Annotated in this window: 24 protein-coding genes; 12 read left to right on the forward strand and 12 right to left on the reverse strand. The window is 64.2% G+C overall.

Annotated features, from left to right (window positions below):
- Positions 1-21: 21 nt before the first annotated feature.
- Positions 22-1071, reverse strand: coding sequence for a LysR family transcriptional regulator (locus ABIA42_RS06145; protein ID WP_271530016.1), 1050 nt, complete (start codon positions 1069-1071; stop codon positions 22-24).
- A 484-nt stretch (positions 1072-1555) separates the two neighbouring features.
- Between ABIA42_RS06145 and ABIA42_RS06150 the strand changes: the two genes are divergently transcribed.
- Positions 1556-1822, forward strand: a complete 267-nt coding sequence (locus tag ABIA42_RS06150) for a hypothetical protein (RefSeq protein WP_028179978.1) — start codon at positions 1556-1558, stop codon at positions 1820-1822.
- Between the two features lie 207 nt (positions 1823-2029).
- Positions 2030-2761, forward strand: coding sequence for a cytochrome c biogenesis CcdA family protein (locus ABIA42_RS06155; RefSeq protein ID WP_239622146.1), 732 nt, complete (start codon positions 2030-2032; stop codon positions 2759-2761).
- Positions 2762-2875: 114 nt separating this feature from the next.
- Here the strand turns inward: ABIA42_RS06155 and ABIA42_RS06160 are convergent, their stop codons facing one another.
- The 8 genes from ABIA42_RS06160 to ABIA42_RS06195 form a co-directional block, all read right to left on the reverse strand.
- Positions 2876-3697 (reverse strand): ABC transporter substrate-binding protein, encoded by an 822-nt coding sequence (locus ABIA42_RS06160; protein ID WP_370157123.1) that lies wholly within the window; start codon positions 3695-3697, stop codon positions 2876-2878.
- A 239-nt stretch (positions 3698-3936) separates the two neighbouring features.
- On the reverse strand, positions 3937-4269 hold the full coding sequence (locus ABIA42_RS06165) for a hypothetical protein (protein ID WP_194388857.1): 333 nt from the start codon (positions 4267-4269) through the stop codon (positions 3937-3939).
- Positions 4266-5024, reverse strand: coding sequence for an ABC transporter ATP-binding protein (locus tag ABIA42_RS06170; protein ID WP_271530013.1), 759 nt, complete (start codon positions 5022-5024; stop codon positions 4266-4268). Before ABIA42_RS06170 ends, ABIA42_RS06165 begins: the two co-directional genes overlap by 4 nt.
- On the reverse strand, positions 5021-5827 hold the full coding sequence (locus tag ABIA42_RS06175; RefSeq protein ID WP_370114887.1) for an ABC transporter permease: 807 nt from the start codon (positions 5825-5827) through the stop codon (positions 5021-5023). The genes ABIA42_RS06170 and ABIA42_RS06175 overlap by 4 nt, the downstream gene beginning before the upstream one ends.
- Positions 5824-6645: an ABC transporter permease gene (locus ABIA42_RS06180; RefSeq protein WP_035670422.1), complete on the reverse strand. Its 822-nt coding sequence runs from the start codon at positions 6643-6645 to the stop codon at positions 5824-5826. The genes ABIA42_RS06175 and ABIA42_RS06180 overlap by 4 nt, the downstream gene beginning before the upstream one ends.
- A gap of 149 nt (positions 6646-6794) precedes the next feature.
- A complete protein-coding gene (locus ABIA42_RS06185; protein ID WP_370114883.1) occupies positions 6795-7616 on the reverse strand; it encodes a FadR/GntR family transcriptional regulator in 822 nt (273 codons plus the stop codon).
- 170 nt (positions 7617-7786) lie between these two features.
- Positions 7787-9244 (reverse strand): sensor histidine kinase, encoded by a 1458-nt coding sequence (locus ABIA42_RS06190; protein ID WP_370123625.1) that lies wholly within the window; start codon positions 9242-9244, stop codon positions 7787-7789.
- A gap of 193 nt (positions 9245-9437) precedes the next feature.
- Entirely contained in the window at positions 9438-9605 is a 168-nt protein-coding gene (locus tag ABIA42_RS06195) for a hypothetical protein (protein WP_370114881.1), read from the reverse strand.
- 80 nt (positions 9606-9685) lie between these two features.
- Between ABIA42_RS06195 and ABIA42_RS06200 the strand changes: the two genes are divergently transcribed.
- From ABIA42_RS06200 to ABIA42_RS06210, 3 genes are all read left to right on the forward strand, one after another.
- A complete protein-coding gene (locus tag ABIA42_RS06200; protein ID WP_370114879.1) occupies positions 9686-10684 on the forward strand; it encodes a TRAP transporter substrate-binding protein in 999 nt (332 codons plus the stop codon).
- Positions 10685-10766: 82 nt separating this feature from the next.
- Positions 10767-11282 (forward strand): TRAP transporter small permease, encoded by a 516-nt coding sequence (locus ABIA42_RS06205; protein WP_370114878.1) that lies wholly within the window; start codon positions 10767-10769, stop codon positions 11280-11282.
- The gene (locus ABIA42_RS06210; RefSeq protein ID WP_370114876.1) at positions 11279-12598 is read left to right on the forward strand and encodes a TRAP transporter large permease; all 1320 of its coding nucleotides are present in this window, start codon (positions 11279-11281) and stop codon (positions 12596-12598) included. Before ABIA42_RS06205 ends, ABIA42_RS06210 begins: the two co-directional genes overlap by 4 nt.
- Before the next feature lie 66 nt (positions 12599-12664).
- On the opposite strand, the gene ABIA42_RS06215 is transcribed toward ABIA42_RS06210, so the two are convergent.
- The gene (locus ABIA42_RS06215; RefSeq protein WP_370114875.1) at positions 12665-13939 is read right to left on the reverse strand and encodes a serine hydrolase domain-containing protein; all 1275 of its coding nucleotides are present in this window, start codon (positions 13937-13939) and stop codon (positions 12665-12667) included.
- 163 nt (positions 13940-14102) lie between these two features.
- Between ABIA42_RS06215 and ABIA42_RS06220 the strand changes: the two genes are divergently transcribed.
- On the forward strand, positions 14103-15020 hold the full coding sequence (locus tag ABIA42_RS06220) for an intradiol ring-cleavage dioxygenase (RefSeq protein ID WP_370114873.1): 918 nt from the start codon (positions 14103-14105) through the stop codon (positions 15018-15020).
- Positions 15021-15033: 13 nt separating this feature from the next.
- On the opposite strand, the gene ABIA42_RS06225 is transcribed toward ABIA42_RS06220, so the two are convergent.
- Both ABIA42_RS06225 and ABIA42_RS06230 read right to left on the reverse strand, forming a co-directional pair.
- Positions 15034-16767, reverse strand: coding sequence for a protein kinase (locus ABIA42_RS06225; protein WP_370143745.1), 1734 nt, complete (start codon positions 16765-16767; stop codon positions 15034-15036).
- Between the two features lie 60 nt (positions 16768-16827).
- Entirely contained in the window at positions 16828-17667 is an 840-nt protein-coding gene (locus ABIA42_RS06230) for a formate/nitrite transporter family protein (protein ID WP_271530005.1), read from the reverse strand.
- 674 nt (positions 17668-18341) lie between these two features.
- On the opposite strand from ABIA42_RS06230, the gene ABIA42_RS06235 reads away from it, so the two are divergent.
- From ABIA42_RS06235 to ABIA42_RS06260, 6 genes are all read left to right on the forward strand, one after another.
- Complete coding sequence (locus ABIA42_RS06235; protein ID WP_271530004.1) at positions 18342-19664, forward strand: CmpA/NrtA family ABC transporter substrate-binding protein; 1323 nt, start codon at positions 18342-18344, stop codon at positions 19662-19664.
- 60 nt (positions 19665-19724) lie between these two features.
- Positions 19725-20621, forward strand: a complete 897-nt coding sequence (gene ntrB / locus ABIA42_RS06240; protein WP_370114870.1) for a nitrate ABC transporter permease — start codon at positions 19725-19727, stop codon at positions 20619-20621.
- A gap of 13 nt (positions 20622-20634) precedes the next feature.
- Positions 20635-21429, forward strand: coding sequence for an ABC transporter ATP-binding protein (locus ABIA42_RS06245; RefSeq protein WP_370114868.1), 795 nt, complete (start codon positions 20635-20637; stop codon positions 21427-21429).
- Positions 21430-21770: 341 nt separating this feature from the next.
- Positions 21771-23150, forward strand: a complete 1380-nt coding sequence (locus ABIA42_RS06250; RefSeq protein ID WP_370114866.1) for an MFS transporter — start codon at positions 21771-21773, stop codon at positions 23148-23150.
- A gap of 129 nt (positions 23151-23279) precedes the next feature.
- Positions 23280-23708 (forward strand): globin family protein, encoded by a 429-nt coding sequence (locus ABIA42_RS06255; RefSeq protein ID WP_028177818.1) that lies wholly within the window; start codon positions 23280-23282, stop codon positions 23706-23708.
- A 10-nt stretch (positions 23709-23718) separates the two neighbouring features.
- The gene (locus ABIA42_RS06260; RefSeq protein ID WP_370114864.1) at positions 23719-24936 is read left to right on the forward strand and encodes an NAD(P)/FAD-dependent oxidoreductase; all 1218 of its coding nucleotides are present in this window, start codon (positions 23719-23721) and stop codon (positions 24934-24936) included.
- Positions 24937-24951 lie beyond the last annotated feature (15 nt).

Genomic DNA, 24951 nt, shown 5'->3' on the forward strand with positions numbered 1-24951 from the left:
CCGCTGCTTTCATCTCTGTTCTCACCTTTGTTCTTCGGTTGAAAATCCCCCGAAGAGCTGGGTCAGGGGTTCGCCCATATACGAGTCCTTGAATTCATGCGGGTGCACGAACTCTTCCTTAAACCACGGGAAGCGAGCCGGATTGAAAGCCTCGATCAGCCAGTCAATCATGTGCCGCACGCGCGGAATACGGCCGCTACCGGGATGGTAGGACAGCCAGATATCGAGCGGTCGGTTCAGCTCGACCTCCAGTGGAATCAACTTCCCGCCAAGCGCAATGGCATAGCTCGGGAATACGCCTATGCCGGCGCCGTTCGCGACCGCCCAGTAGTTGGCGCTCGAGACATTGGTCTTCATGACCAGAAGGTCACGTTCCGGAACGCCAGGGAAAAAGCTTTCGAAGGATTCCTTGGCAGCGAGCTGGTCGGCGAATTGCAGCACCAGGCGATGCTTGATCAATTCCGCCGCCGAACGCGGCGCGCCATGCTTTGCGATGTATTTCTCGGAGGCCCAGAACATCAGATGCATGCGGCCGAGCCGCACCAGCTTGACGTCGAGCGCCGAGGGACGCGACAGATGGATGGCGACGTCGGCCTCATGGCGCGAGACGTCGGCCGAGCGCATCGCGCAATGCAGGTCCACCAGGATCTTCGGATAGGCCTGCTGGAATTCGACCAGGCGCGGGGCCAGCCAGAACGTGCCGAGCCCTTCGGTGACGGCAACACGGACTTCGCCGGACAAGGCGTTGGCCATCGAATCGCTGGCGCGCAGCACGTCGAACGTGGCCGCCTCCATGCGCTCGACGGCGGAGACCACCAGGGCGCCTTCGTCGGTCAGATGGGTACCGTGGACGTCGCGGGTGAACAGGGTGGTGCCGGTCTGGCGTTCGAAATCGTCGATCCGCCGGCGCACGGCGTTGATCGACAGCGACAAACGCTCGGCGGCCGAGCGGAAACTTCCGCATCGGACGACTTCCAGGAATATGCGGGCCGCATCCCAATCCGAGAGGCCGCTGAGGTTTGTTTTTGGGCGTTCCGCCAGCGGAACGCCCCTTGCCGCCAAGGAGTGCATACAATTTCCTTTAGGTAGCTAAACTGGCAGAATCTGACGCAAACCACAACCACGGCGGGTTGGGGAATGACGAGTTTTGAACGTCATCCTTATCAACTTGTGGGCGGTATTGGGGTGCTGTCTTGGGTTGGGGGATCGGGCAGCTATTGCCCGTCTGAGGGGGGTGTGGCGTGAGTTCCGTTGCGAGCCGTGAAATGGCTGCGGGATTGCTGGCGCTGTCCGTGATGGAAATTCTTGCGCGAAGGCAAATGCCGTCTCACGCGATGGATCGATCGCACCGCGCAAGACGTTTGCTCCCGGACCAGTTCGGCGATCGCCAATGCTGCTGCGGGGCGACTGCGGCCGGAACCGCGGTCCCACGGCAGAAACACACTGAAATCAGGTTCGGAGGCACAGTAGCCTCGTGCTATCTTTGGTCTTCCATGCGGGCCAAAGGGGGCGCCACAAGCACGTCTCGCAGGCCGAGTTAACGGAAAGAACGCAAGTGTCGCATTCAGACGAACAGTTGCAGTCGGTGCTGGGAACGCTCGAGGAGTGCCGCAGGGCTCTCAACGAGTGCAACAACCGTGAGTCGGCCGAGATGCTGTCCATTGTCATCCTCGACGTGCGGATGAAGCTGAAAGGAATTGACAGTGCCGATCTCAAGGCGCTGTGCGACGAAATGCTGCGGAGCGCTGCGAGCGAGCCGCCAACCCCTTCCAAGCAGACGCAGGACCAGCCCCGGCGTCCGCTGCTCCGCGTGGTGAAGTAGCCGCGCCGCCGAATCTCGCTTTTTGGCGAGGTTTGTGCGCGTCCCGATGCCGCATCTGTGATCACGGATGGCATCGGGAGGAGCCCTGGTTTTTGTGCGCCTCTGTTGCGCATTCTCAGCCATCGGCTACACCAGAGCCGGTTCGGCTCCGGGCCGGGCGCATTCCTTGCGCGCTGTACCGGTGCCTGAGATGGCTCCGATTGCATCATGCAAAATGTTTCGATCCCGGCGGCGCTGATTGCCGGACTCGTCAGCTTCCTCTCGCCTTGCGTCCTGCCTCTGGTTCCGCCCTATCTGGTTTACCTGACGGGCGCCACGATCGAGCATGTCGAAAGCGACGAGCCGGTCGCTGCCTCCAAGCGCGCGATCATGATGTCGGCACTTCTGTTCGTGCTCGGCTTTTCCACGGTGTTCGTGGCGCTCGGCGCCAGCGCTTCGCTGGTCGGCGGGCTGATCCGTGCCTGGTCGGCGGAGCTGTCGATTCTCGCCGGCATCGTCATCATCATCATGGGCCTGCATTTCCTCGGCCTGACGCGCATCGGCCTCTTGATGCGCGAGGGACGGCTGCCGATCCCCAAACCGGTCGGCCTCTGGGGCGCCTACATCATGGGCCTCGCTTTCGCCTTCGGCTGGACGCCCTGTATCGGCCCGATCCTCGCCGCGATCCTCTCGATCGCCGCGGCCGAAGCCACGGTGACGAAGGGCGCCGGCCTGCTCGCGGTCTATTCCGCGGGCCTCGGCATTCCCTTCCTGATCGCCGCGCTGATGATCGAACAGTTCTCCGCGCTGTTCGCGCGCATGAAGGGCCACCTCGTCAATGTCGAGCGCGCCATGGGCGTCTTGATGGTGATCACCGGCATCGGCTTTCTCACCGGCGCGGTCTCGAATGTGAGCATTTGGCTGCTCGAGACGTTTCCGGCGCTGCAGACGATCGGTTAGGGCGCGCTCCGGAGAACGGTGCAGCGGTTCTCCGAGAGGTCGTGCTCGAACGATAATCCAGTGCGTGGCGAGACCGGCGCACTGAGCGCGCCGATCTCGATGTGTGCGGCCGGCTCAGGGCTTGAACACATAGCCCGGCGTGATCGCCGCCGTCTCCGGGATCGGCGGCAGGTCGGCGAACAGCTCGGGGCGATCCTTCATGACCTTGAGAATGTGCTTCGGCTCGATATGCGCATTGACGTCGAAGGTCGATTTCAGGATGCCGAGCCGGGAGAGCCGGTCCTCGGCGCTCCACAGCGCGCGGTAATTGTTCGCCGACAGTCGGCGGTCGGCCTGCTGGATGTTGAACTGCATCGCCGCCTCGGCGACTTCCTGCTTGAGCCCCGGAATCCAGCGCGTGGCGACTTGCGCCGCCAGCTTCGGGTTCTTGCGCATCCATTGGTCGGCCTCGGAGACGGCCGCGAGGAATTTCTCGATGGTCTCGCCATTGGCCTGCACCCAGGGGCGAAGCGCGACGTTGAAGCCGATATAGGAGATCACGTCGCCGCCGCGGATGATCTCGACTGCGCCCGGCACATCCTTGCCGGCGACGATCGGCCAGGGGTCCCAGCCCGAGAACGCATCGATACCCTTGGCGAGCAGGGCGACGGTCATGTCCGGCGGCGGCGTGTTGACCAGCGTCACGTCGTCGGGCTTCAGTCCGGCCTTCTCCAGCGTCGCCAGGATGTAGAGATGGTTGATCGTACCGAAGGACGCCGCGATCTTCTTGCCCTTCAGCGTCGACAGGTCGCCCTTGACGATGCCCGAACCTTCGCGCGCGACGATCGCCATCGTCGCGTCGGAGCCGGCCTTGGTGGCGTTTCCGCTGTAATTGCCGAGCGCGACGAGGTCCATGCCGCGCAGCACGGCGCCGATCATGGGCACGCCGACCTGCACGATCTCGCTCTCGCCGGCCTGCAGCGCGTTCAGCGCGTCGACGCCGGTCGCGTAGGGGGCGCGCGATCGTGACGTCGAGCCCGTACTTCTCGAAGAAGCCGCGCTCTAGTGCGATCGGCAGGCCGATCTGGTCGATGCCGGTGACCATGCCGGCCTTCACTTTCGTCAAGGTCTGGGCGCTCGCCGGCACCATGCCGGCTAGAAGCGCGATCGCAAGCAGCAAGAGTCGTTTCATGTCCTCAGCCTCCCTCTTTTATCGGCCCCACCGCCGTGACCCAGTAAGGTCGAGCCACGGCGTTGAGGTCCGTTCTTTTGACACCGCGAAGTTCGATCGAGTGCTCGTCCGTGCCCGAGACGCGTCCGTATTGCTGGAACGCGAGCACGTGGAAGCGCTCCGGCATGAACGGCAGCTCGATCTGCACGTTGACCTTCTCCGATGTGCCGGTGAGCTCCGGCGAAATCTTGCCCGGCGCCGCGATCGTCAGCCAGAGCTGAAACAGCGCCCATGCGGCGATCGTGCCGAGCACGATGCGGCCCTTGGGCGAGCGCAGGACCTCGGAGGCGATGCTCATGCTGCGCGCACCATCTGCAGTACGCGCGCCGAGAGCTGCTTGAAGCGGTCGTCCTTGACCAGGTCGTCCCAGACCCGGGGCCGCGGCAGGTCGACCGCGATCTGGTCGAGCACGCGTCCCTTCGACAGCACGACGACGCGGTTGGCGAGAAACACCGCTTCCGCCACGTCGTGGGTGATGAAGATCACCGTCGGTTTGCGCTCCTGCCAGATGCGGGTCAGTTCCTCCTGGAGCGTCATGCGCGTCTGCGCGTCGACGCTGGCGAACGGCTCGTCCATCAGCAGGACGTCGGGGTTGTTGGCGAGCGCGCGCACCACGCCGACCCGCTGCTGCATGCCGCCGGAGAGCTCGTTGGGATAGCGGTGCGCCGCGTGCGAGAGTCCGGCAAGCGCCAGATATTCGCGCGCGATGCGGTCGCGCTCGGCCCTCGGCACGCCGCGCATCTTCGGGCCGAAACCGACATTGTCGAGCACCGTCTTCCAGGGAAACAGCGCGAATGACTGGAACACGACGCCACGCTCGGGGCCGGGCCCGTGCACCGGCTTGCCGTCGAGCAGGATGTCGCCCTTCGAATAGGGGATGAAGCCCGCGATCATGTTCAGGATCGTCGTCTTGCCACAGCCGGAGGGGCCGACCACCGAGATGAATTCGCCGGGCTCGACGTCGAGCGAGACGTCGTGGACGGCGGTGACATGCGCGCCCGCATAGGGATCGAAATAGGTCTTGCCGAGATTTCGCAGCGAGAGCGTCTTCATGATGTCACCAATCCCCAACGCTGGCCGGTCGCGCGCTCGAGCGGCGCGAGGATCCAGGCGTCCACGATGTACCAGAGCAATCCGAGAATGATCATGCCGAGCAGGATCTCGACGGTCGAGCCGGCGCGGCGGGCGTCGAACATCATGAAGCCGATGCCCGACGTGCCGACGATCATCTCGACTGCGATCAGCGCGCGCCAGCCATAGCCGAGCCCGTTGCGCAGGCCCGTGATGATGTTGGGCAGCGCGCCCGGCAGCGTCACCTCCCACAGCACGCGCGCGCGCGAGGCCCCGAGGCTCAGGGCGGCGCGCGCGAGGTCGCGCGGCACGGATTCGACGCCGAGCACGGTGTTGAGCACGACCGGGAACAGCACGGTGTAGACGATGACGAAGGTCATCGTCGTCAATCCGAAGCCGAACCAGATCAAGAGGATCGGCAGCCAAGCGATGTCGCCGATCGCCTGGAAGAACAGCAGCACCGGCCAGCAGATGCGGTGCGCCCAGCGGCTGGTGCCGATCAGGACCCCCAAGGGAATGCCGAGCGCCATGCCGACCGCAGCGCCGGTCGCGAGCCGGATCAGGCTGTCCTGGAGATAATCGGGCAGGATGCCCTTGTAGGTGAGGGTGAAGAACGCGCGCATGACGTCGGCCGGGCCCGGAAAGAACGCGCGCGGAAACAAGCCGGCCTCGCTCACCGCCGTCCACAGCGCCAGCACCGGGATGAAGGGAATGACCGCGGCGAGCCCCGGCCAGCGCCGGGTCAGGCGGGTATAGCCGGCCCAGATTTGCAGCATCAGATTCATGCGCGCCTCACCATGCCCCAGCGCTCGATGGTCGCGCGTTCCAGCGGGACCAGCAGCAGACGGTCGATCAGAAGCCAGAGCACGCCGATCACGATCATGCCGAACACGATCACCTCGGTGCGGTAGAAGTCGCGCGCGACGAACAGCATGTAGCCGAGCCCGACATTGGTCGCGATCATCTCGGCGGCGATCAGCCCGCGCCAGGCGAAGCCAAGGCCGGTCCGAATGCCGGTGACGATGTTGGGGAGCGCGCCCGGCAGCAGCACTTCGGTCAGCAGCGCCCAGCGGCCGGCGCCGAGCGAGGCGGCGGCATTGCGCAGCGTGTGTGGGATGGTCCTGACGCCGAGCAGGGTGTTGTAGGCGACGACGAAGAACACGGCGTTGAAAATCACGAAGACGATCGCGCCGAAGCCGTAGCCGAACCACAGCGTCGCGATCGGGATCCAGGCAATGCCGGCGAGCACGGAGAAGAAGCGGAACAGCGGCGTCAGGAAGGCCGCGACCGTCGGGCTGACGCCCATGGCGATGCCGAGCGGCACGGCCGTTGCGATCCCGATCAGCGTGCCCAGGCCGACACGCAAGAGGCTCGCGCCGACATGGGCGAACAACGTGCCGTCGCGGATCGAGTCCAGCGCGGCCGCGCCGACCGCACCGACCGAGGGAAACACGCGCGGATTGACGTTGAACAGCGGCACGACGATGGCCCAGATCGCGACGAGCGCAAGCAGCGGCGCGACGAACATCGCGGCTCCCGCCAGCGAATTGACGCTGCGCATCAGCCGGGACGATCGCCCCTTCAGACTGCCCGTCACCTGCATTGGACCTCCCTGGCTCAGCTATGCCTGTGCCGGCATTTCACGCTGATCTTCCCGCCATCGTAACCACGTCCCGCGCAATGGCATATCTCCGTCGGTGTGCGAGCCTTACGATTCCCGGCGGAGCGAGGATCTGGGCCGAGCCCTTCGTGTCACGGTCCATGGCGTTTTCTCGTGTTCTTGAGGTTCGTTTTCTTGGGCGAGCGCACGGCCGATCCGACCGTTTTACGGGTCGCCGCGGCGATGGCCGTCTTCCGGTTCGAAAGCTTCAATCGGGTGTAGCCCAGCAGGCGTTCCATCGCGGCGCGCGCCTTCTCCGGGTTGCCGCTCTCGATGGCTCGCGCCGCCGCCACGTGGTTCGGCAGATTATCCCTGAACCAGCCGCCGGTGCTGACGACGGCGACGGTGAAGACGGTGCTCAGGATGGTATCGATCGCGCCGCGAAAGCCCTGGAGGACCGGGTTGTGGGTCGCGTCCAGGATGGCGAGATGGAATGCCTTGTCGGCGGCGAGGGCGCTGGCCTGGTCCTTTGCGGTCTGCATCGCGGCCAAGGCCGTGTCGATCCGCCAGCGGTCGTTCCTGGTGGCACGTTCGGCGGCGAGAGCTGCGGCTGCAGGTTCGATGATCGAGCGCACCTCCTGGATTGCCAGCAGGAGGTCGCGGTCGGGCTCGTCCTGGCCGACGAGCCAGCTCAGCACGTCGCGGTCGAGCAGGCTCCATTCGTGGCGCGGCAGCACCTGCGTGCCGTGGCGCGGGCGCACGCTGACGAGGCCCTTCGCGGCAAGCGTCTTGATGGCCTCGCGCACCACGCCGCGCCCGACGCCGAAACGGGTTTCGAGCTCCGGCTCCGGCGGCAGGGTCGTCCCGACGGGAATGAGATCCTGGGCGATCTCGCGGCCGAGCGTCGTCAGCACGGCGCGAATGCGGCCGGGCTTGACCAGTTTGTCGACGGGGCTCGGGCGCGCTCTTGCCACTCGTACGTTTCTCCCGTCCGGCCTGTCGCGGCCGGTTCATTTGTCGTTGGCTGCCACGCCAGCAGCTTCACAATCATCCGATGTTTAACATCGGATGATTGGGTGCGGGCAAGCGCAATTGTCGCAGCATGACTGTGCTGCGTTGCGATATGCGCTTGGGAGGCCGTGGATCAGGGCGCCTCGTCCAGCGTGCAGATCACCGTGCAGACCACGCCGCGCGGCAGGAAGTCGACGGTTGCCTCACCGTCGAGCTGGTCGCGCGCGCTGCGCTCGATCAGGCGCGAGCCGAAACCGCGTTGCACCGGCGCCGTCACCGGCGGCCCGCCGGTCTCGGTCCATATCAGCCGCAGTCGCGGCTTCGGCGCATCAGCGATGACTTCCCAGTCCAGCGTCACCCGGCCGGTCTCGTTGGACAGCGCGCCGTATTTCGCGGCGTTGGTGGCGATCTCGTGCACGATCATCGACAGCACTACGGCGAGCCGCGGCGACAGCGGTACGGCCGGGCCGGCCATGCGGATGCGGTCGTGATTGCTCAGCAGGAACGGCTGGAGCGCGCGAACGATCACGTCCCTTAGCTCCGAGCCTGCCCATTTCTCCTGGCTCAGGAGATTATGCGCTTCGGCCAGCGCGCCGAGCCGTCCCTCGAACTTGGTCCGCTCGTCCCGGCTGGCGCTGCGGAAGGTCTGCACCGCGATCGCCTGCATCAGGGCCAGCGTGTTCTTGACGCGATGGTTGAGCTCCTCGATCAGGAGATTGTGCAGCATCTCGCCGCGCGCGATCGTGGTCGCCATCCGCACCGCGAAGGTGAGGCCCACCAGCAGCAGGATGCCGCCGATTAGGCTGGTGATCGCGATGTCGCGCCAGAGCGGCGCGATCAGCGAGCTCTCGCTGACGCCGGCCACGACCGTCCAGCCGGTCAGCTGCGATCTGGTGAAGGCGGAAGACAGCGCCACGCCGTCGAGCGAAACGGTCGAAAGCGCGGCCTCCGGCGTGCCGGACATCGTATCGAAGAGTGCGCCGGAAGCCTGCTTGCCGAACGTCTCGGCAGGGTTGGGTGTACGCGCGAACACGCGAGCCTTGGTGTCCAGCAGCGACACCGTCCATTGATCGTTTGGCCGCTGCTGCTCCACCAATTTCTGGAATATCGCGATCGGCGGGCTGAAGGAGAGTGCATAGGCGACTTCGCCATTGCGAAGCACTGGAACTTCCACGGTCACGATCGGCCGCTTCTTGGTCGAACCGATGAACAGGTCGGAATATTGTGGCGCCTTGCTTGCAAACACCCGCTCGACGATTTCGCGGTTGTTGCGCGGTGGCAAGTCCGCTGCTTGCGTCGTGGCCGTCGAAAACAACTGGTGGCCGGATCTGTCGGCCAGCAGCAGGACGCTGTCGCCGCCATACTGGCTCGTGAACTCGGCCGCCAGCCGGCGGAAGCCGTCGAAATCGCCGCTTTGCAGGGAATCGCTGAGCGCGAGCACCTGCAAGCCGCCCGTCATCCGCTGCACCTCGGAGTCGAGCACGAGGCGCATGCTTCGCACCGTCTCCAGCACCCGGCGCGTCGCCTCGTTGCGATCCTGGCGATAGTTGGAATAGGCAAGGCCGACCGCAAAGACGATCAGCGGCAACATCGTTCCCGCGACCAGGAGGGCGAGCCGGACCGGCAGGGTGAGCTTTGACAAGCGCGGGCGTCCCGGTTCCAGCGCAGCGGCGCCGGATCATGGTTTTGGGAGGACCATAAGGGCAGTACTTGCTCGGTGCCACGATTTTCGCGTCCGGAGCCGATCCGGCAAGAGCATCGAGCTCGACGTCGCTCAGGGAGTCCTATGTCGAGCAGGACGCAACACCAGGAGGAAGTGCGCCGACGTCGACAAGGAAGCCGGCGAACGCAGCAAGCGAGTTGCAGTGCAGCAGGCGGCGCGGCCGGAGTTCTGCGACGAAGAGGACGTCCAGGCCAAGCGAAATGACTTCCGTCCCGCCGTAGTTTTTCATACGCTCCATGAATGCAAGCCGCATAGCGGCTGCGCTCACGCCCCGGCGACAGGGGCGGAGCATCAAAGGGAGGGGAGACGATGAAGCGAAGGTCATTTCTCGCTGGTATCGGTGCGACCACTGCGGCGGCTACGCTCGGCATGCCGTCGATCCTCAGGGCGCAAGCCCCGATCACGCTGAACGGCGCGGTCCAGTTCAATGACGACCATGCCTTCAACCGGGCACTGATCCGGTTCGAGGAGCTGGTGAAGAAATACTACGGCAAGCCCGTCAACTTCACCCTGCACAAGAACTCCTCGCTCGGCCTCGAGAAGCAGTATTTCGAGTACATGTCGCAGGGCAAGGCTGTCGATTACGGTATCGTCTCGCCGGCTCACATGTCGACCTTCGCCAAGGCTGCCCCGTTCATCGATGCGCCCTTCGTGTTCAAGGGTATCGAGCACATGAACAAGGTCGTCGAAGCCAATATCCTGGCGCCGGTCGCCGACGAGGTCGCGGCGAAGGCCGACGTCGTTCTGATCGGTTATGCCGGCGGCGGCATCCGCAACATCTTCGCCAACAAGCCGCTCAAGAACCTCGCCGACCTCAAGGGGCTCAAGGTCCGCGTGCAGGGGGCGCCGATCTGGTCGAAGACGTTCGCGGCCGTCGGCATGAGCCCGACCGTGATCGCCTATAACGAAATCTACAACGCGATCCAGAACGGCGTGATCTCGGCCGGCGAGAACGAGGCGGCCGGCGTCGAGGCGATGAAGTTCTACGAAGTCGCCCCGCATCTCAACCTGACCCAGCACGCCGTATCGATCCGGCCGATCTGCTTCTCGGTGAAGACGCTGAAGACCTTGCCGAAGGATCTGCAGGACGCGATCATGAAGGCCGGCAAGGAGGCCGGCGATTACGGGCGCCAGCTGGAGTCGAGCGAAGAGGTCGTCAAGCTCGACACGCTCGAAAAGGCCGGCAAGCTCAAGCGCGTTCCATTCGAAGAGCGGGACGCCATGAAGAAGCTCGCCGATCCCGTGATGGCCACCTACGCCAAGGAAATTGGCGCGGAAGGCATTTTCGAGAAGATCAACGTCGTCTGAGGTCGCTCTGTCCGCCGGCGATCGTCCGGGCAGGCCCCGCTTCCTGCCCGGACCTGGCGGATGAGCGCCGTACGGAGCCCCAATGTCCGACATGCCCGTCCCGTCCACACCGTCGCTGTGGCGTCGCGTCACCGCGGCCTATGCGAAATTGCTGGAATTCCTGCTGGCCGCCTGCGTCGGCATCCTCGTTGTTCCGGTCACGCTGCAAATCGTCTCACGCTACACGCCGTTCATTCCGTCCTATATCTGGACGGAGGAAATGGCGCGCTTCCTGTTCATCTGGACGATCATGATTGGCGCCATGGTGGGCATCCGGGAGGCGCAGCATTTCGAGGTCGACGTATGGCCCGACCTGTCGCGGCGGTCGGAGGCCGCGGTGCGGATCCTCGCGCGACTCGGCGTGCTGGCGCTGGCGCTGGTGTTCGTAACCGCCGGCATAGAGTTCACCCGTTTTGCCTGGAACAGAACGTCGGAATTGGCCGATCTGCCGCTCTGGCTGATCCACGTCGCCTGGCCGGTGGCCGGTCTGACGTGGATCGTCTTTGCGGGTGAACAGATCATCGATGAAATGCGCGTTCTGGTCGGGGCACAGAGATGAGCGGTACTGTACTTTCTGCCGGACAGGCTGCGATGGTGCTGTTCGGGGTCTTCGTCGGCCTGCTCATCGCGCGCGTGCCGGTCGCTTTCGCGCTCGGTCTTGCCTGCGTGCCGATCCTGCTGATCGAGCCGCGCCTGTCGCTGATGACGCTCGCGCAGGAGACCTTCAATGCGTACAATTCATTCATCCTGCTCGCGGTGCCGTTCTTCCTGCTGACGGCGAACCTGATGAGCATCGGCGGCATCACCGATCGCCTCGTGACGCTGTCGCGCTCGATGGTCGGGCACTGGCCGGGATCCCTGGCGCAGATCAACGTCGTGCTGTCGGTGTTCTTTGCCGGTATCTCGGGCTCCTCCACCGCCGATGCGGCGAGTCAGTCCAAGATCTTCATCGATGCGCAGAACAAGGAGGGCTACGACCTTTCGTTCTCTATCGCCATCACCGCGGTGTCGGCGGTGCTTGCAGTCATCATTCCGCCGTCGATCCTGATGATCGTGTGGGGTGGGCTGATCTCGACCTCGATCGCGGCGATGTATCTGGCCGGCATCGTGCCGGGCCTGCTGATCGCGGGCGCGCAGATGGCGACGGTGCACATCTATGCCGTGCGCCGGGGCTACCCCACCTATCCGAAATCGACCTGGGTCGAGATGGGATCCGCTATCTGGCGGTCGATACCGGCGCTGATGACGCCGTTCATCGTCGTCGGCGGTATTCTGCTCGGCTGGTTCACCGCGACCGAGTCCGCCTGCGTCGCGGTGCTCTATTCCGTGGCGCTCTCGACATTCTTCTACCGCGAGACGGGGCCACGCGAATTGTACAAGGCCTTGCTCGACACCGGGCGCCTTGCCGGCGTGGCGCTGTTTTGTGTCGGCACCGCGAGCGCGTTCGGCTGGCTGCTCGCCTATTACAAGATCCCGCAAGAGCTGCTGGCCAATGTCTCGACCTGGGGCATGGGCGCTGTTACGGCCGGCTTCTTCATTTCCTTCTGCTTTCTGGTCGTGGGCTGCTTCCTCGACGCCATCCCGGCGATCATCATCGTCGGCACCGTGCTGGAGCCGCTCGCCAAGTCCGTCGATCTCCATCCGGTTCAGTTCGCGATCATTTCCATCGTATCGCTCGCCTTCGGGCTGGTGACGCCACCCTACGGCCTCTGTCTGATGATCGCCTGCTCGATCGCGGGCGTGCGGCTGCGCTACGCCCTGAAGGACACCGTGATCATGCTGATACCGATGCTGCTCGTGCTTGCGGCGGTCATCGTCTGGCCCAGCGTGTCGCTGTTCCTGCCGCGTCTGATCGTGCCGGAGATGCTGAAATGAGCGTCGGCAAATGAGCTTCTGAGAGTGCGATCCCGCGGCGGACGGCCGCGGGATCGATTCCACCGGTTACAGATTGCTCTCGGTGATGGCCGCGTAGACCATGCTGCGCAGTTCGCGGCGGATCGGATAGGCGCTCGACGGCAGCACCTGCGTCATGAAGATCGTGATCAGCTCCTCGGCCGGATCGATCCAGAACGAGGTCGTGGCCGCGCCGCCCCAATTGTATTCGCCAGGGCTGCCGGCGATCAGCGTCTCCGCCGGGCGCATGGTGACGGCGAAGCCGAGGCCGAAGCCGATGCCGTTATAGGTGGCTTCGGAGAACAGCGAGCGCGACACCTCCGGCAGCGCGCGTCCGCCCGGGATGTGGTTGCTCGTCATCAGCGCCAGCGTCTTCGGCCCGATCAGCCTGACACCACCGAGCTCACCACCATTGAGCAGGGCGCGGCAGAAGGTGAGATAGTCGGCGACCGTCGAGCACAGCCCGCCGCCGCCGGAGATGAAGGAGGGCGGTGACAGGAACGAGCTCGTCGTCGGATCGTCCTGCAGCGTGAGGCCCTCGCGACGCTGGCCGGCGTGGAAGGTCATGCCGCCGCCGGGGTCCGCCGAGTAGCAGGCGGCGAAGCGATGCGCCTTCGAGGCCGGCACGTGGAAACCGGTGTCGGTCATGCCGAGCGGATCGAGAATCCGCTGCTTGAGAAACTGCTCGAAAGGCATCCCCGAGATCTTGCCGACGAGGTAGCCGATCACGTCGGTTGAGACGGAGTAGTTCCAGGATTCGCCCGGCGAGAATTCCAGCGGGATCTTTGCCAATCCCTCGATCATGGTCTGGAGCGTGCCTGACTTCTCGACCTCGCCGATCTTCTCGCTGCGATAGGCGGCATCGACATTGGAGCGCTGCTGGAAGCCGTAGGTGAGGCCGGAGGTGTGGCGCAGCAGGTCGACGATCAGCATCGGCCGGGACGGCGGCCGGGTCAGGAAGGCCGGGTAGGTGCCGGCGACGAACACGCCGAGATCCTTCCATTCCGGAATGTACTTGGCGACGGGCTCGTCGATCGCAACGAGGCCTTCCTCGACCAGCATCATGAAGGCGACGCTGGTGAGCGGCTTGGTCATGGAGTAGATGCGGTAGATGGTGTCGTCCTTCACCGGCACCTTGCGCTCGACGTCGGCAAAGCCCTGCACCGAGCTGTGAGCGATCTTGCCGCGGCGATAGACCAGGAGCTGCGTGCCGGGGAAACGGCCGGCATCGATGTACCGGTTCTTCAGATGCGCATCGACGCGGTCGAGCGCGGCCTTGGACAGGCCGACGGATTCGGGCGAGGCGGGGGTGGGGGCGAGCATCAGTTCCTCCGGGGCGTTTTGTCGGAAAGTTGATACCGAAATGGCGGCTCCATTCCAAGTCGGTTGCGCTTAACGCGGCCGGGCCGACTGGTGTAGGCTCGGCGGCGGAACGCCTCCAGGGAGCCCGCCCGGGCCAACGAGAAAAACGCGAGGGCAACGCATTATGACCCAGTTCAACGAGACCGAACTCACCGAAGCCGTCGTCAAGAGCTTCGACCAGACGCCTGATACGCGGGCAAAATTCCTGCTGCAGGAATTGGTGAAGTCGCTGCACGATTACGTGAGCAAGACCGGCCTGACCTTCGAGGAATGGGAATACGCCATCGATTTCCTGACCCGGACGGGGCAGAAATGCACCGACACGCGCCAGGAGTTCATCCTGTTGTCCGACGTGCTCGGCGTCTCCATGCTGGTCGACGCCGTCAACCACCGCGACCGCGAGGGCGCCACAGAGACCACGGTGCTCGGTCCGTTCTATGTCGGCGAGCACAAGGTGACCGCGCATGGCACCGACATCTCGCCGCACAATCTCACCGGCGAGAAGATGTTCGTGCAGAGCCGCGTCACCGATCTCAAGGGCAAGCCGCTCGCGGGCGTTCCTGTGGACGTCTGGCATGCCGACGATGACGGCTTCTACGATTCCCAGAAGCCGAACTATGACGAGGTCGGCGCCTCGGCGCGGGCGCGCTTCATCACCGACAGCGACGGCCGCTTCTTCTTCCGCACCATCCTGCCGTGCAGCTACCCGATCCCGACCGACGGCCCGGTCGGCGAGATGATCGTGCAAACCAAGCGTCATCCGATGCGCCCGGCGCATGTGCATTTCCTGGTCAATGCCAAGGGCTATGAGCCGCTGATCACCCACGTCTTCATCGGTGGCGACAAGTATCTGGACTCGGACGTGGTGTTCGGCGTCAAGGACGATCTCATCGCCAAGGTCGAGCCGCGCAACGACCTTGAGATGCCCGACGGCACCAAGGCGAACGGGCAATGGCACCTGATGAGCTACGAATTCCACCTCAAGCCGGGCGGCGGCATGGCGCCGAAGCCGCTGGGGACGAAAGCGGCAGAGCCGGCCTGACGATCTCGTTCGGCTATCGCAGCCGAAGGGCGGCGAGCAGGGCCACGACGGTGCAGGCCAGGATCGCGGTGGTCAGCTTCCAGAACAGCAGCGGATTGCGCTCCAACAGAGGCGTTGTCCGCGTGGCGAGATAGGCCGGATTTGGGTTTCTGAGCTCGAACAAGAACTCGGAGATGTCTTCGTGGCGCTTGTAGGGATCGGGATGCAGCGCTTTCCTGAGCGCGCCGTCGATCCAGCCCGGGATGCCTCGTTCGGCATCGATCGCCGGACGATATCTCAATTTCCATGCGTCCGATTTTCCCCGGATCTTGGCAAGCTGGGCGCCGTAAGGCAGATGTCCGGTGAGCATCTGGTAGCAAATGGCGGCCAGTGAAAACATATCGGACCGGGGCGATCCGCCCTCACCGAGGAAATACTCCGGTGCCGTATATTGAACGGTGCCGAGAATTTCCTCCGCGTCCATGTTGGGCGTCGCTTCGGCGACCCCTGCGACCCTGACCGATCCGAAGTCGATGATCTTGGCGGTGCCGGTCTTGTCGATCAGGACATTGTCGGGCCTGAGGTCCTGGTGCAGCATCTCCATCCGGTGGAAGGCGCGAAGCCCCGCGGCGATCTGCTCGACGATCGTGCGGACCGTCTCCAGATCGGGGCGGGGGTTGTCGAGCATCCATTGCCTTAGCGTTTGCCCCTCGACGAACTCGGTGGCGACATACAGATAGCTGCGACGCTCCGATCGCGACCTGGGTTTCAGCACGTATGGGCTGTCGATCCGTCGCGCGATCCATTCCTCCATAAGGAAGCGCTTCAAATAGGCCTGGTTGCCGCGCAGATCGATCGAGGGAATCTTGAGTGCGACCGGTTCTTCGGTCGCCGCGTCGACGGCGAGATAGATGTGGCTGCGGCTGCTGCCATGGATTTCCCGGATGATCCGATAGCCATCGAACATCGCCCGCGGCTCCAGCAGGGGAGGCAGGGGCAGCGTCGAGGTCCGATCGAAAACGCCCGTTTCCTCCGGCACCGCATCGATGCGCAGAATCTGGACGGTGATGTTGTCGTCGCTGCCGCGCCGGTAGGCTTCCTCGACGATGGATTTTGCCGCGTGGTCGAGATTGCCCGCATGCTCGGTGATCGCGCTCGTGACAAACCGTGCATCGACAAATTCATAGGCGCCGTCGGTTGCCAGCAGAAAGATGTCGCCGGCCTCGACCTCGAAGGCCTGATAGTCGATCTCGAGCTGCGGATTGATGCCGAGCGCGCGGCCGAGATAGGTCTGCTCCGACGACACGATGATGCGGTGATCGTCGGTCAGCTGCTCGAGCGTCTTGCCGGCGAGGCGGTAGACGCGGCAATCGCCGACATGAAAGATGTGCGCGGTGGTCGCCTTGATGACCATGGCGCTGAGGGTGCAGACATAGCCCTTGTCCCGGTCATAGGCATATTGGCTCTTGCGCGTCTGCGCATGCAGCCAGGAATTGGTCGCGTCCAGCACGCGGCGGGCGGAGGTCTTCACCGTCCAGGATTCCGACGTGCAATAATAGTCCATCAGGAAGCTCTTGACCGCCGACTCGCTGGCGATCTGGCTCACCGTGCTGGAGGAGATGCCGTCGGCGAGGACGGCCGCGATGCCTTTCAGGCTGAGCAGCGGCTCTTCCGGAATCAGGACGCCGTGAAAGTCCTGGTTGATGGGCTTGCGGCCCTTGTCGGAATGCTGGCCGACCGAAATCAGGAGTCCGCGGGGCATCGTCATCACCGGCAAAGGGGAGCCTCACCCTGATCGGGCGAGGCTCCTCTGTCGAGATGGATTCGATCAGGCCGCAACGCGGGGCTTCGCAACCTTGGTGGCCTGGCGCTTCGGCAGGGTCATGACGTGCGTGGCATAGAGCGTCATGCCGGTGAAGGCGAGGCCGCCGACGAGGTTGCCGAGCACGGTCGGGATCTCGTTCCAGATCAGATAATCCATGATCGAGAACTTCGCGCCGAGCAGTAGCCCGGACGGGAACAGGAACATGTTCACGACGGAATGCTCGAACACCATGTAGAAGAACACCAGGATCGGCATCCACATCGCGATGACCTTGCCCGGGACCGAGGTCGAGATCATGGCGCCGACGACGCCGGTCGAGACCATCCAGTTGCAGAGCATGCCGCGCAAGAACAGCGTCGCCATGCCTGCCGCGCCGTGCGCGGCGTAGCCGAGGGTTCGCCCTTCGCCGATATTGCCGATGGCGGCGCCGACCTTGTCCGGCGCCTGGGTGAAGCCGAAGGTCGTGACGAAAGCCATCATGAAGGCCACCGTAAAGGCGCCGGCGAAGTTGCCGACGAACACGAGGCCCCAATTGCGCAGCACGCCGCCGAGGGTGACGCCCGGACGCTTGTCGATCAGGGCGAGCGGGGAAAGCACGAAGACGCCGGTGAGGAGATCGAAGCCCAGCAGATAGAGCATGACGAAGCCGACCGGAAACAGCAGCGCGCCGATCAGCGGCTGGCCCGTGTTGACGTTGATCGTCACGGCGAACCAGGCCGCCAGCGCCAGGATGGCGCCCGCCATATAGGCTCGGATGATGGTATCCCGGGTGGACATGAAGATCTTGGACTCGCCCGCATCCACCATCTTGGTGACGAATTCCGAAGGCGCGAGATACGACATCAATGGTTCCTTTTGCTTCGTAAGTGAGATCGACACGCTCCGGAGAGCGCGGCTGAACGTCATCGGCCGTGCGGGCTGGCCTGCCGCGCACGAGGGCTATGGAAAATCTGGAAGCTTTGGGAATCGCGTCACGAGGACTTTGAGCCGGGAGGGCCGCGAAGCAGGTGAGCTTCCGGGATGCAGCCGCCAGAGGCTGCATCAATGCGGCGAGCCGCAGTCTTCGTTGACGCCGAAAGAAATGCAAGTTGCGTGCCGGCGCGGGCGTCAAAAATACCAAGTGATTTCAATGCGATGCCGCTCTGACCGATCTGATTCTGACGCCGCCTCGGCCACTTCCTTAAGCTATTGCACAAGCTTTGTGCGCCGCACAAGCAATGTGCAGGTCGCAAATTTCTCATGCGGAACCGACCTGCGACAGTCTTGCGCTACCGCTATAACAAATTGATTCGTTTGTTCTTTTCATAACGCCGGGCTTGGCATGAAGCTTGAATGGTTCCAGCCGACGCCATTGAAGCCGTCCCGCGAGAATTCTCATCCGATTTGCTGACGCCACCAGACGGGGGTCCTCCCCGTCGCGCGTTCGCATGCGCCAAATTCGGCGCAACCGGACGGACGGGTCGCTCGCGCGCACAGCCGCAAATCATTCCGCAAAGACGCAAAGGACGACACAGCCTATGACCAAGCGCACCCGCCGGCCCTCCGAAACGACTGGCCTCAGCCGCCGTCAATTGTTGAAGGCCACCGGCTCGACCGCGGCACTTCTCGCCGCCGCAAAACTGAATTTCCCTGCCGGCGCCTTCGCGCAGGATGCGGGCCCCGAGGTCAAGGGCGCCAAGCTCGGCTTCATTGCGCTCAGCGATGCCGGCCCGCTCTTCGTCGCCAAGGACAAGGGGCTGTTCGCCAAATATGGGATGCCCGACACCGACGTGCAAAAGCAGGCGTCCTGGGGCACGACGCGCGACAACCTCGTGCTCGGCTCCGAAGGCAACGGCATCGACGGCGCGCATATCCTCACCCCGATGCCGTATCTGATCTCGGCCGGCAAGGTGACGCAGAACAACCAGCCGACGCCGATGTACATCCTGGCGCGGCTCAACCTCGACAGCCAGTGCATCTCCGTCGCGAACGAATATGCCGACCTGAAGCTCGGCGTCGATGCCGCGCCGTTCAAGGCCGCGCTGGAGAAGAAGAAGGCCTCCGGCAAGGCCGTGAAGGCCGCGATGACCTTCCCCGGCGGCACCCACGATCTCTGGATCCGCTATTGGCTCGCCGCCGGCGGCATCGATCCCGACAAGGACATCGAGACCATCGTGGTGCCGCCGCCGCAGATGGTGGCCAACATGAAGGTCGGCACCATGGACTGCTTCTGCGTCGGCGAGCCCTGGAACCTGCAGCTGATCCATCAGAAGATCGGCTATACCGCGGTCAATACCGGCGAGCTCTGGAACAAGCATCCGGAGAAGTCCTTCGGCATGCGCGCCGCCTTCGTCGACAAATATCCAAAGGCGGCGAAGGCGCTGCTGATGGCGGTGATGGAAGCCCAGCAATGGGCCGACAAGGCCGAGAACAAGGCCGAGCTCGCCGCCATCATGGGCAAGCGGCAGTGGATGAACTGCCCGGTCGAGGACGTGCTCGACCGCAGCGCCGGCAAGTTCGACTACGGCATCCCCGGCAAGGTGGTCGAGAACTCCCCGCACATCATGAAGTACTGGCGCGACCATGCCTCCTATCCGTTCCAGAGCCACGATCTCTGGTTCCTCACCGAGGACATCCGCTGGGGCAAGTACGAGCCGAACTTCGACACCAAGGCGCTGATTGCCAAGGTCAACCGCGAGGACCTCTGGAAGGACGCGGCCAAGACCCTCGGCGTCGCGGCTGCCGACATTCCGACCTCCACCTCGCGCGGCAAGGAGACCTTCTTCGACGGCAAGGTGTTCGATCCGGAAAATCCGGCCGCCTATCTGAAGTCGCTCGCGATCAAGCGCGTCGAAGTCTGATGGAGCCAGCGGCCGCCTTCGGGTGACCGCATCGTTTTTTGGAGCCGGAGAGATATTGCGATGAATATGCCTGCCGCCAAGATCGAAATTGAGACCGCGATGCCTGCGGTCGGTGCCGCGCCGGTCGTTACGATGACGCCGAAGCGTCCGCCTCGCAGTGAAGCTTACGCACGCATGGCACGGGAGACGGCCGCCCGCGTCATCCCGCCGCTGGTCGTGATCGCGCTGCTCACGCTGGTGTGGGAGCTGGTCTGCCGCCGCGCCGGCTCGGCGCTGCCGCCGCCGTCAAAGGTGTTCACGGACACCAAGGAGCTGATCCTCGATCCGTTCTTCGACCATGGCGGCATCGACAAGGGCCTGTTCTGGCATCTTTCCGCCAGTCTCCAGCGCGTTGCCTTCGGCTACTCGCTCTCGGCGATCGCGGGCATCGCGCTCGGCGTGCTGGTCGGCCAGTCGGTCTGGGCGATGCGCGGGCTCGATCCGTTGTTCCAGGTGCTGCGCACCATTCCGCCGCTCGCCTGGCTGCCGTTGTCGCTCGCGGCGTTCCGCGACGGCCAGCCCTCGGCGATCTTCGTCATCTTCATCACCTCGATCTGGCCGATCATCATCAACACCGCGGTCGGCATCCGCAACATCCCGCAGGACTACCGCAACGTCGCGGCCGTGGTGCAGCTCAATCCGCTCGAGTTCTTCGCAAAGATCATGATCCCGGCGGCGGCGCCGTACATCTTCACCGGCCTTCGCATCGGCATCGGCCTGTCGTGGCTTGCGATCGTCGCTGCGGAAATGCTGATCGGCGGCGTCGGCATCGGCTTCTTCATCTGGGACGCCTGGAACTCCTCGCATATCAGCGAGATCGTCCTGGCGCTGTTCTATGTCGGCATCGTCGGCTTCGTGCTGGACCGCCTGATCGCGGGCCTCGGCAAGTTCGTCACCCGCGGCACCGCGCAGAACTGAAAGGAGTGGGGACATGACTGCTTATCTGAAGCTCGACCACATCGACAAGGTCTTTACCCGCGGCGCCGCCACCACGGAGGTGCTGAAGGACATCAACCTCACGATCGAGAAGGGCGAGTACGTTTCGATCATCGGCCATTCCGGCTGCGGCAAGTCGACCCTGCTCAACATCATCGCAGGGCTGACCGGCGCCACCACCGGCGGCGTGCTGCTGGAAAACCGCGAGGTGAACTCGCCGGGGCCCGATCGCGCCGTGGTGTTCCAGAATCACAGCCTGCTGCCGTGGCTGACCGTCTACGAGAACGTCAGGCTCGGCGTCGACAAGGTCTTCGCCAAGACCAAGTCCCGCGCCGAGCGAGACGCCTGGGTGATGCACAATCTCAACCTCGTGCAGATGGCTCATGCCAGGGACAAGCGTCCTTCCGAAATCTCCGGCGGCATGAAGCAGCGCGTCGGCATCGCGCGGGCGCTCGCCATGGAGCCGAAGGTGCTGTTGCTGGATGAGCCCTTCGGCGCGCTCGACGCGCTGACCCGCGCCCACTTGCAGGACTCGGTCATGGCGCTGCATCAGAAGCTCGGCAACACCATTCTGATGATCACCCACGACGTCGACGAGGCCGTGCTGTTGTCCGACCGCATCGTGATGATGACGAACGGGCCGAGCGCGCGCATCGGCGAGGTGCTGGAGGTGCCGCTGGCGCGGCCGCGCAAGCGGCTCGAGCTCGCGACCAACGCCACCTATCTGAAGTGCCGCCAGCGCGTGCTCGAATTCCTCTACGAGCGTCACCGCTTCGTCGAGGCCGCGTAAGCGAAGAGTTTAGCGCAACGACATGCACGCGCCCAAATAATCGACACCCCGCTCAATCCTTGTGCGTCGCACAAGGATTGAGCGAATCGCAAATTTGGCGTGCGAGAAAGCCCTGCGAATATTTCGGGCGACACGAACAACACCCTGAAATCCCTGCGTTTCCAGGATGCGCGCAACTGGCACGGAAATTGAAGCGTCTTTGCGCGACGCCAACGACGACGTCCCTCAACATCATCAATCAGCATCGTGAACTCGCCACCGGGGTGAAGCCTCGGAGCGCGCCTCCGTGGCCGGAGGCTGAGCCTGCAACGACGCAGCGGTGAGACTGGAAGGGATATGCAATGACGAAGAGTCCCACTTGGATTTCTGACTGGCGCCCCGAAGATGAGGCGTTCTGGAACGCGACCGGCAAGACGATCGCGCGGCGGAACCTGATCTGGTCGATCGTAGCCGAACATATCGGCTTCTCGGTCTGGCTGATCTGGAGCATCGTCACGACCAAGCTGCCGCAGGCGGGCTTCCACTACACCACCGACCAGCTGTTCCAGCTCGTCGCCGTGCCGGGGCTGATCGGCGCCTTGATGCGCTTTCCCTACACCTTCGCAGTGACGACCTTCGGCGGCCGCAACTGGACCATCTTCAGCGCGGCGATCCTGTTCATTCCGACCTTGTCGCTTGCCTATTTCGTGAGCCAGCCCGACACGCCGTTCTGGCTGATGCTGCTGGTCGCCTCGACCGCGGGTCTCGGCGGCGGCAATTTCGCCTCCAGCATGACCAACATCTCCTTCTTCTTCCCCGACCGGATGAAGGGATGGGCGCTCGGACTCAACGCGGCCGGCGGCAATATCGGTGTCTCCAGCGTGCAGCTCCTGACCCCGATCCTGATGACGCTCGCCGTCTTCAACCTGTTCCAGGCAACGCCCGTCGACGGCGTCTTCCTGCAGAATGCCGGACTCATGTGGGTGCTGCCGATCGCGATCGCGGTGTTCGGCGCGGTGTTCTTCATGAACAATCTCACCACGGCGAAATCGTCGGTGAAGAACCAGCTTGCGATCGTCAGGCGCAAGCACACCTGGATCATGGCGTATCTCTATATCGGCACATTCGGGTCCTTCATCGGCTACTCCGCGGCGTTCCCGCTTCTGATCAAGACGCAATTCCCCGCCGTGACGATCTCGATCGCCTTCCTGGGCCCGCTGGTCGGCTCGTTGTCGCGTCCGCTCGGCGGCTGGCTCGCAGACCGGGTCGGCGGCTCCATCATCACCTTCTGGAATTTCATCGCGATGGCGGGCGCCACGGTCGGCGTGCTCTACTTCGTCGGGCAGAAGGATTTCATCGGCTTTCTGTCGATGTTCCTGATCCTGTTCGTGACGACGGGCATCGGCAACGGCTCGACCTACCGCATGATCCCCTCGATCTTCCGCGAGGAGAATCTGTTCAAGGTGCGCGGCAAGGGCGATGTCGCGCGTGCGGCCGCGCTGAAGACCGCGAGCATCGAAAGCGGCGCGGCGGTCGGCTTCATCGGCGCGATCGGTGCCGTCGGCGGCTATCTGATCCCGAGCGGCTTCGGCAAGTCGATCGCCATGACCGGCGGGCCGCAGCTCGCGCTCGCGGTCTATCTCGCCTTCTACGCCTCCTGCCTAGCTCTCACCTGGTGGTTCTACCTGCGTCGCAGCCCGCAGGGTGAAGGCGCGCCAAGCCTCGCCGAAGCACGTGTGTGAGCGCGAGCACTTGGCACGAATGTCGCTTCTCCCCGTACGCGGGGAGAAGTCTCTCTGATGACGTTTGACCCATGAACTTCTTCCGCAACGGCGCGGACGAAGGCAGACCGAAACAGACAGGAGAACATCATGACGCCAGAGCAGATCGCCCTCATTCAGCAGAGCTTCGCCAAGGTCGCGCCGATATCGGAGCAGGCCGCGGTGCTGTTCTACGATCGCCTGTTCGAGGTGGCGCCGTCCGTGCGCGCGATGTTTCCCGAGGACATGACCGAGCAGCGCAAGAAACTGATGGGCATGCTCGCTGCCGTGGTCGGCGGCCTGTCGAACCTCGAGTCGATTCTTCCCGCGGCCTCCGCCCTCGCCAAGCGTCACGTCGCCTACGGCGCCAAGGCCGAGCACTACCCTGTGGTCGGCGCGACCTTGCTGTGGACCCTGGAGAAGGGTCTTGGCGAAGCCTGGACGCCCGAACTCGCCAAGGCCTGGACCGACGCCTACGGCGTGCTGTCCGGCTACATGATATCCGAGGCCTATGGCGCACAAGCGCAGGCCGCCGAATAGGAGATGCCTCGTGAGTGAACCGCTGGTCATCGTCGGTAACGGTATGGCGGCCGCGCGTCTGGTCGACGAGCTCGCGAAGACCGCGCTCGGCCGCTACGCCGTCGCCGTGATCGGCGAAGAGCCGCGGCTCGCTTACAACCGCGTGCTGCTCTCCTCTGTGCTGGCCGGCGAGACCGGATCGCACGAGATCGAACTGCGGCCGGCCGAGTGGTGGCGCCATCGCGGCGTGACGGTTCGCTACGGCTATCGCGTCACCGAGATCGACGTCGGCCGCCGCGAGCTGAAGATCGAAGGCGAGGAGAGCATGGAGTACTCCAGGCTCGTCCTCGCCACCGGCTCGACGCCGCTGCGGCTCAACGTGCCGGGTGCCGATCTCTCCGGCGTGCACACCTTTCGCGACACCCGCGACGTCGACCTGCTGCTGACGCTGGCCGCGGCGAAGAAGCGCGTCGTCGTGGTCGGCGGCGGCTTGCTCGGGCTGGAGGCGGCCTACGGCCTCGCCAAGGCCGGTGCCCCCGTGACGCTGCTGCATCTGATGGACCGGCTGATGGAGCGCCAGCTCGATGCGCCCGCCGCCGACCTGCTCAAGACGCTGGTCGAGCGCAAGGGCATCCGCATCCTGCTCAACGCCAGCACGAAGTGCATCCATGGCGACGGTCATGTCGAGGCCGTCGAGCTTGCCGACGGCAGCCGCATCGAGGCCGACGCCGTGATTTTCGCTGCCGGCATCAAGCCGAACGTCGTGCTGGCGAAGGATGCGGGCATCGCGGTCAATCGCGGCATCGTCGTCAACGACGTCATGCAGACCTCCTCGCCCGACATCTTCGCGCTCGGCGAATGCGCCGAGCATCGCGGCACCTGCTATGGTCTTGTCGAACCCGCTTACGAGCAGGCGCGCGTGCTGGCGCGGCATCTTGCCGGCCGCCCCGCCGCCTATCAGGGCAGCGTGGTCTCGACCAATCTGAAGGTCTCCGGCGTCAGCGTGTTTTCCGCCGGCGACTTCATGGGCGGGGATGGCAGCGAGAGCCTCGTGCTGTCGGACCGCAGCCGCGGCACCTACAAGAAGCTCGTGATTGCCGACGGCCGGCTCACCGGCGCCGTGCTGATCGGCGATACCGTCGATGCGCTCTGGTATCTCGAGCTGATCCGCAATCGCGACAAGGTCGCGGCGATCCGTACAGACATGATGTTCGGCCGCGCGCTGGCGCACCCCTCCAAGGCTGCTTGACAAGGCTGTTTGACG

Source organism: Bradyrhizobium sp. USDA 327, assembly GCF_041262065.1.
Lineage (GTDB): Bacteria > Pseudomonadota > Alphaproteobacteria > Rhizobiales > Xanthobacteraceae > Bradyrhizobium > Bradyrhizobium liaoningense.

Bases quoted from the DNA above. Each gene is read 5' to 3' on its own strand.
- ABIA42_RS06145 (WP_271530016.1), bottom strand. From the start codon at position 1,071: ATGCACTCCTTGGCGGCAAGGGGCGTTCCGCTGGCGGAACGCCCAAAA.
- ABIA42_RS06155 (WP_239622146.1), top strand. From the start codon at position 2,030: ATGCAAAATGTTTCGATCCCGGCGGCGCTGATTGCCGGACTCGTCAGC.
- ABIA42_RS06165 (WP_194388857.1), bottom strand. From the start codon at position 4,269: ATGAGCATCGCCTCCGAGGTCCTGCGCTCGCCCAAGGGCCGCATCGTG.
- ABIA42_RS06170 (WP_271530013.1), bottom strand. From the start codon at position 5,024: ATGAAGACGCTCTCGCTGCGAAATCTCGGCAAGACCTATTTCGATCCC.
- ABIA42_RS06175 (WP_370114887.1), bottom strand. From the start codon at position 5,827: ATGAATCTGATGCTGCAAATCTGGGCCGGCTATACCCGCCTGACCCGG.
- ABIA42_RS06180 (WP_035670422.1), bottom strand. From the start codon at position 6,645: ATGCAGGTGACGGGCAGTCTGAAGGGGCGATCGTCCCGGCTGATGCGC.
- ABIA42_RS06190 (WP_370123625.1), bottom strand. From the start codon at position 9,244: ATGTTGCCGCTGATCGTCTTTGCGGTCGGCCTTGCCTATTCCAACTAT.
- ABIA42_RS06195 (WP_370114881.1), bottom strand. From the start codon at position 9,605: ATGAAAAACTACGGCGGGACGGAAGTCATTTCGCTTGGCCTGGACGTC.
- ABIA42_RS06200 (WP_370114879.1), top strand. From the start codon at position 9,686: ATGAAGCGAAGGTCATTTCTCGCTGGTATCGGTGCGACCACTGCGGCG.
- ABIA42_RS06205 (WP_370114878.1), top strand. From the start codon at position 10,767: ATGTCCGACATGCCCGTCCCGTCCACACCGTCGCTGTGGCGTCGCGTC.
- ABIA42_RS06210 (WP_370114876.1), top strand. From the start codon at position 11,279: ATGAGCGGTACTGTACTTTCTGCCGGACAGGCTGCGATGGTGCTGTTC.
- ABIA42_RS06215 (WP_370114875.1), bottom strand. From the start codon at position 13,939: ATGCTCGCCCCCACCCCCGCCTCGCCCGAATCCGTCGGCCTGTCCAAG.
- ABIA42_RS06220 (WP_370114873.1), top strand. From the start codon at position 14,103: ATGACCCAGTTCAACGAGACCGAACTCACCGAAGCCGTCGTCAAGAGC.
- ABIA42_RS06225 (WP_370143745.1), bottom strand. From the start codon at position 16,767: ATGACGATGCCCCGCGGACTCCTGATTTCGGTCGGCCAGCATTCCGAC.
- ABIA42_RS06230 (WP_271530005.1), bottom strand. From the start codon at position 17,667: ATGTCGTATCTCGCGCCTTCGGAATTCGTCACCAAGATGGTGGATGCG.
- ABIA42_RS06235 (WP_271530004.1), top strand. From the start codon at position 18,342: ATGACCAAGCGCACCCGCCGGCCCTCCGAAACGACTGGCCTCAGCCGC.
- ntrB (WP_370114870.1), top strand. From the start codon at position 19,725: ATGAATATGCCTGCCGCCAAGATCGAAATTGAGACCGCGATGCCTGCG.
- ABIA42_RS06245 (WP_370114868.1), top strand. From the start codon at position 20,635: ATGACTGCTTATCTGAAGCTCGACCACATCGACAAGGTCTTTACCCGC.
- ABIA42_RS06250 (WP_370114866.1), top strand. From the start codon at position 21,771: ATGACGAAGAGTCCCACTTGGATTTCTGACTGGCGCCCCGAAGATGAG.
- ABIA42_RS06255 (WP_028177818.1), top strand. From the start codon at position 23,280: ATGACGCCAGAGCAGATCGCCCTCATTCAGCAGAGCTTCGCCAAGGTC.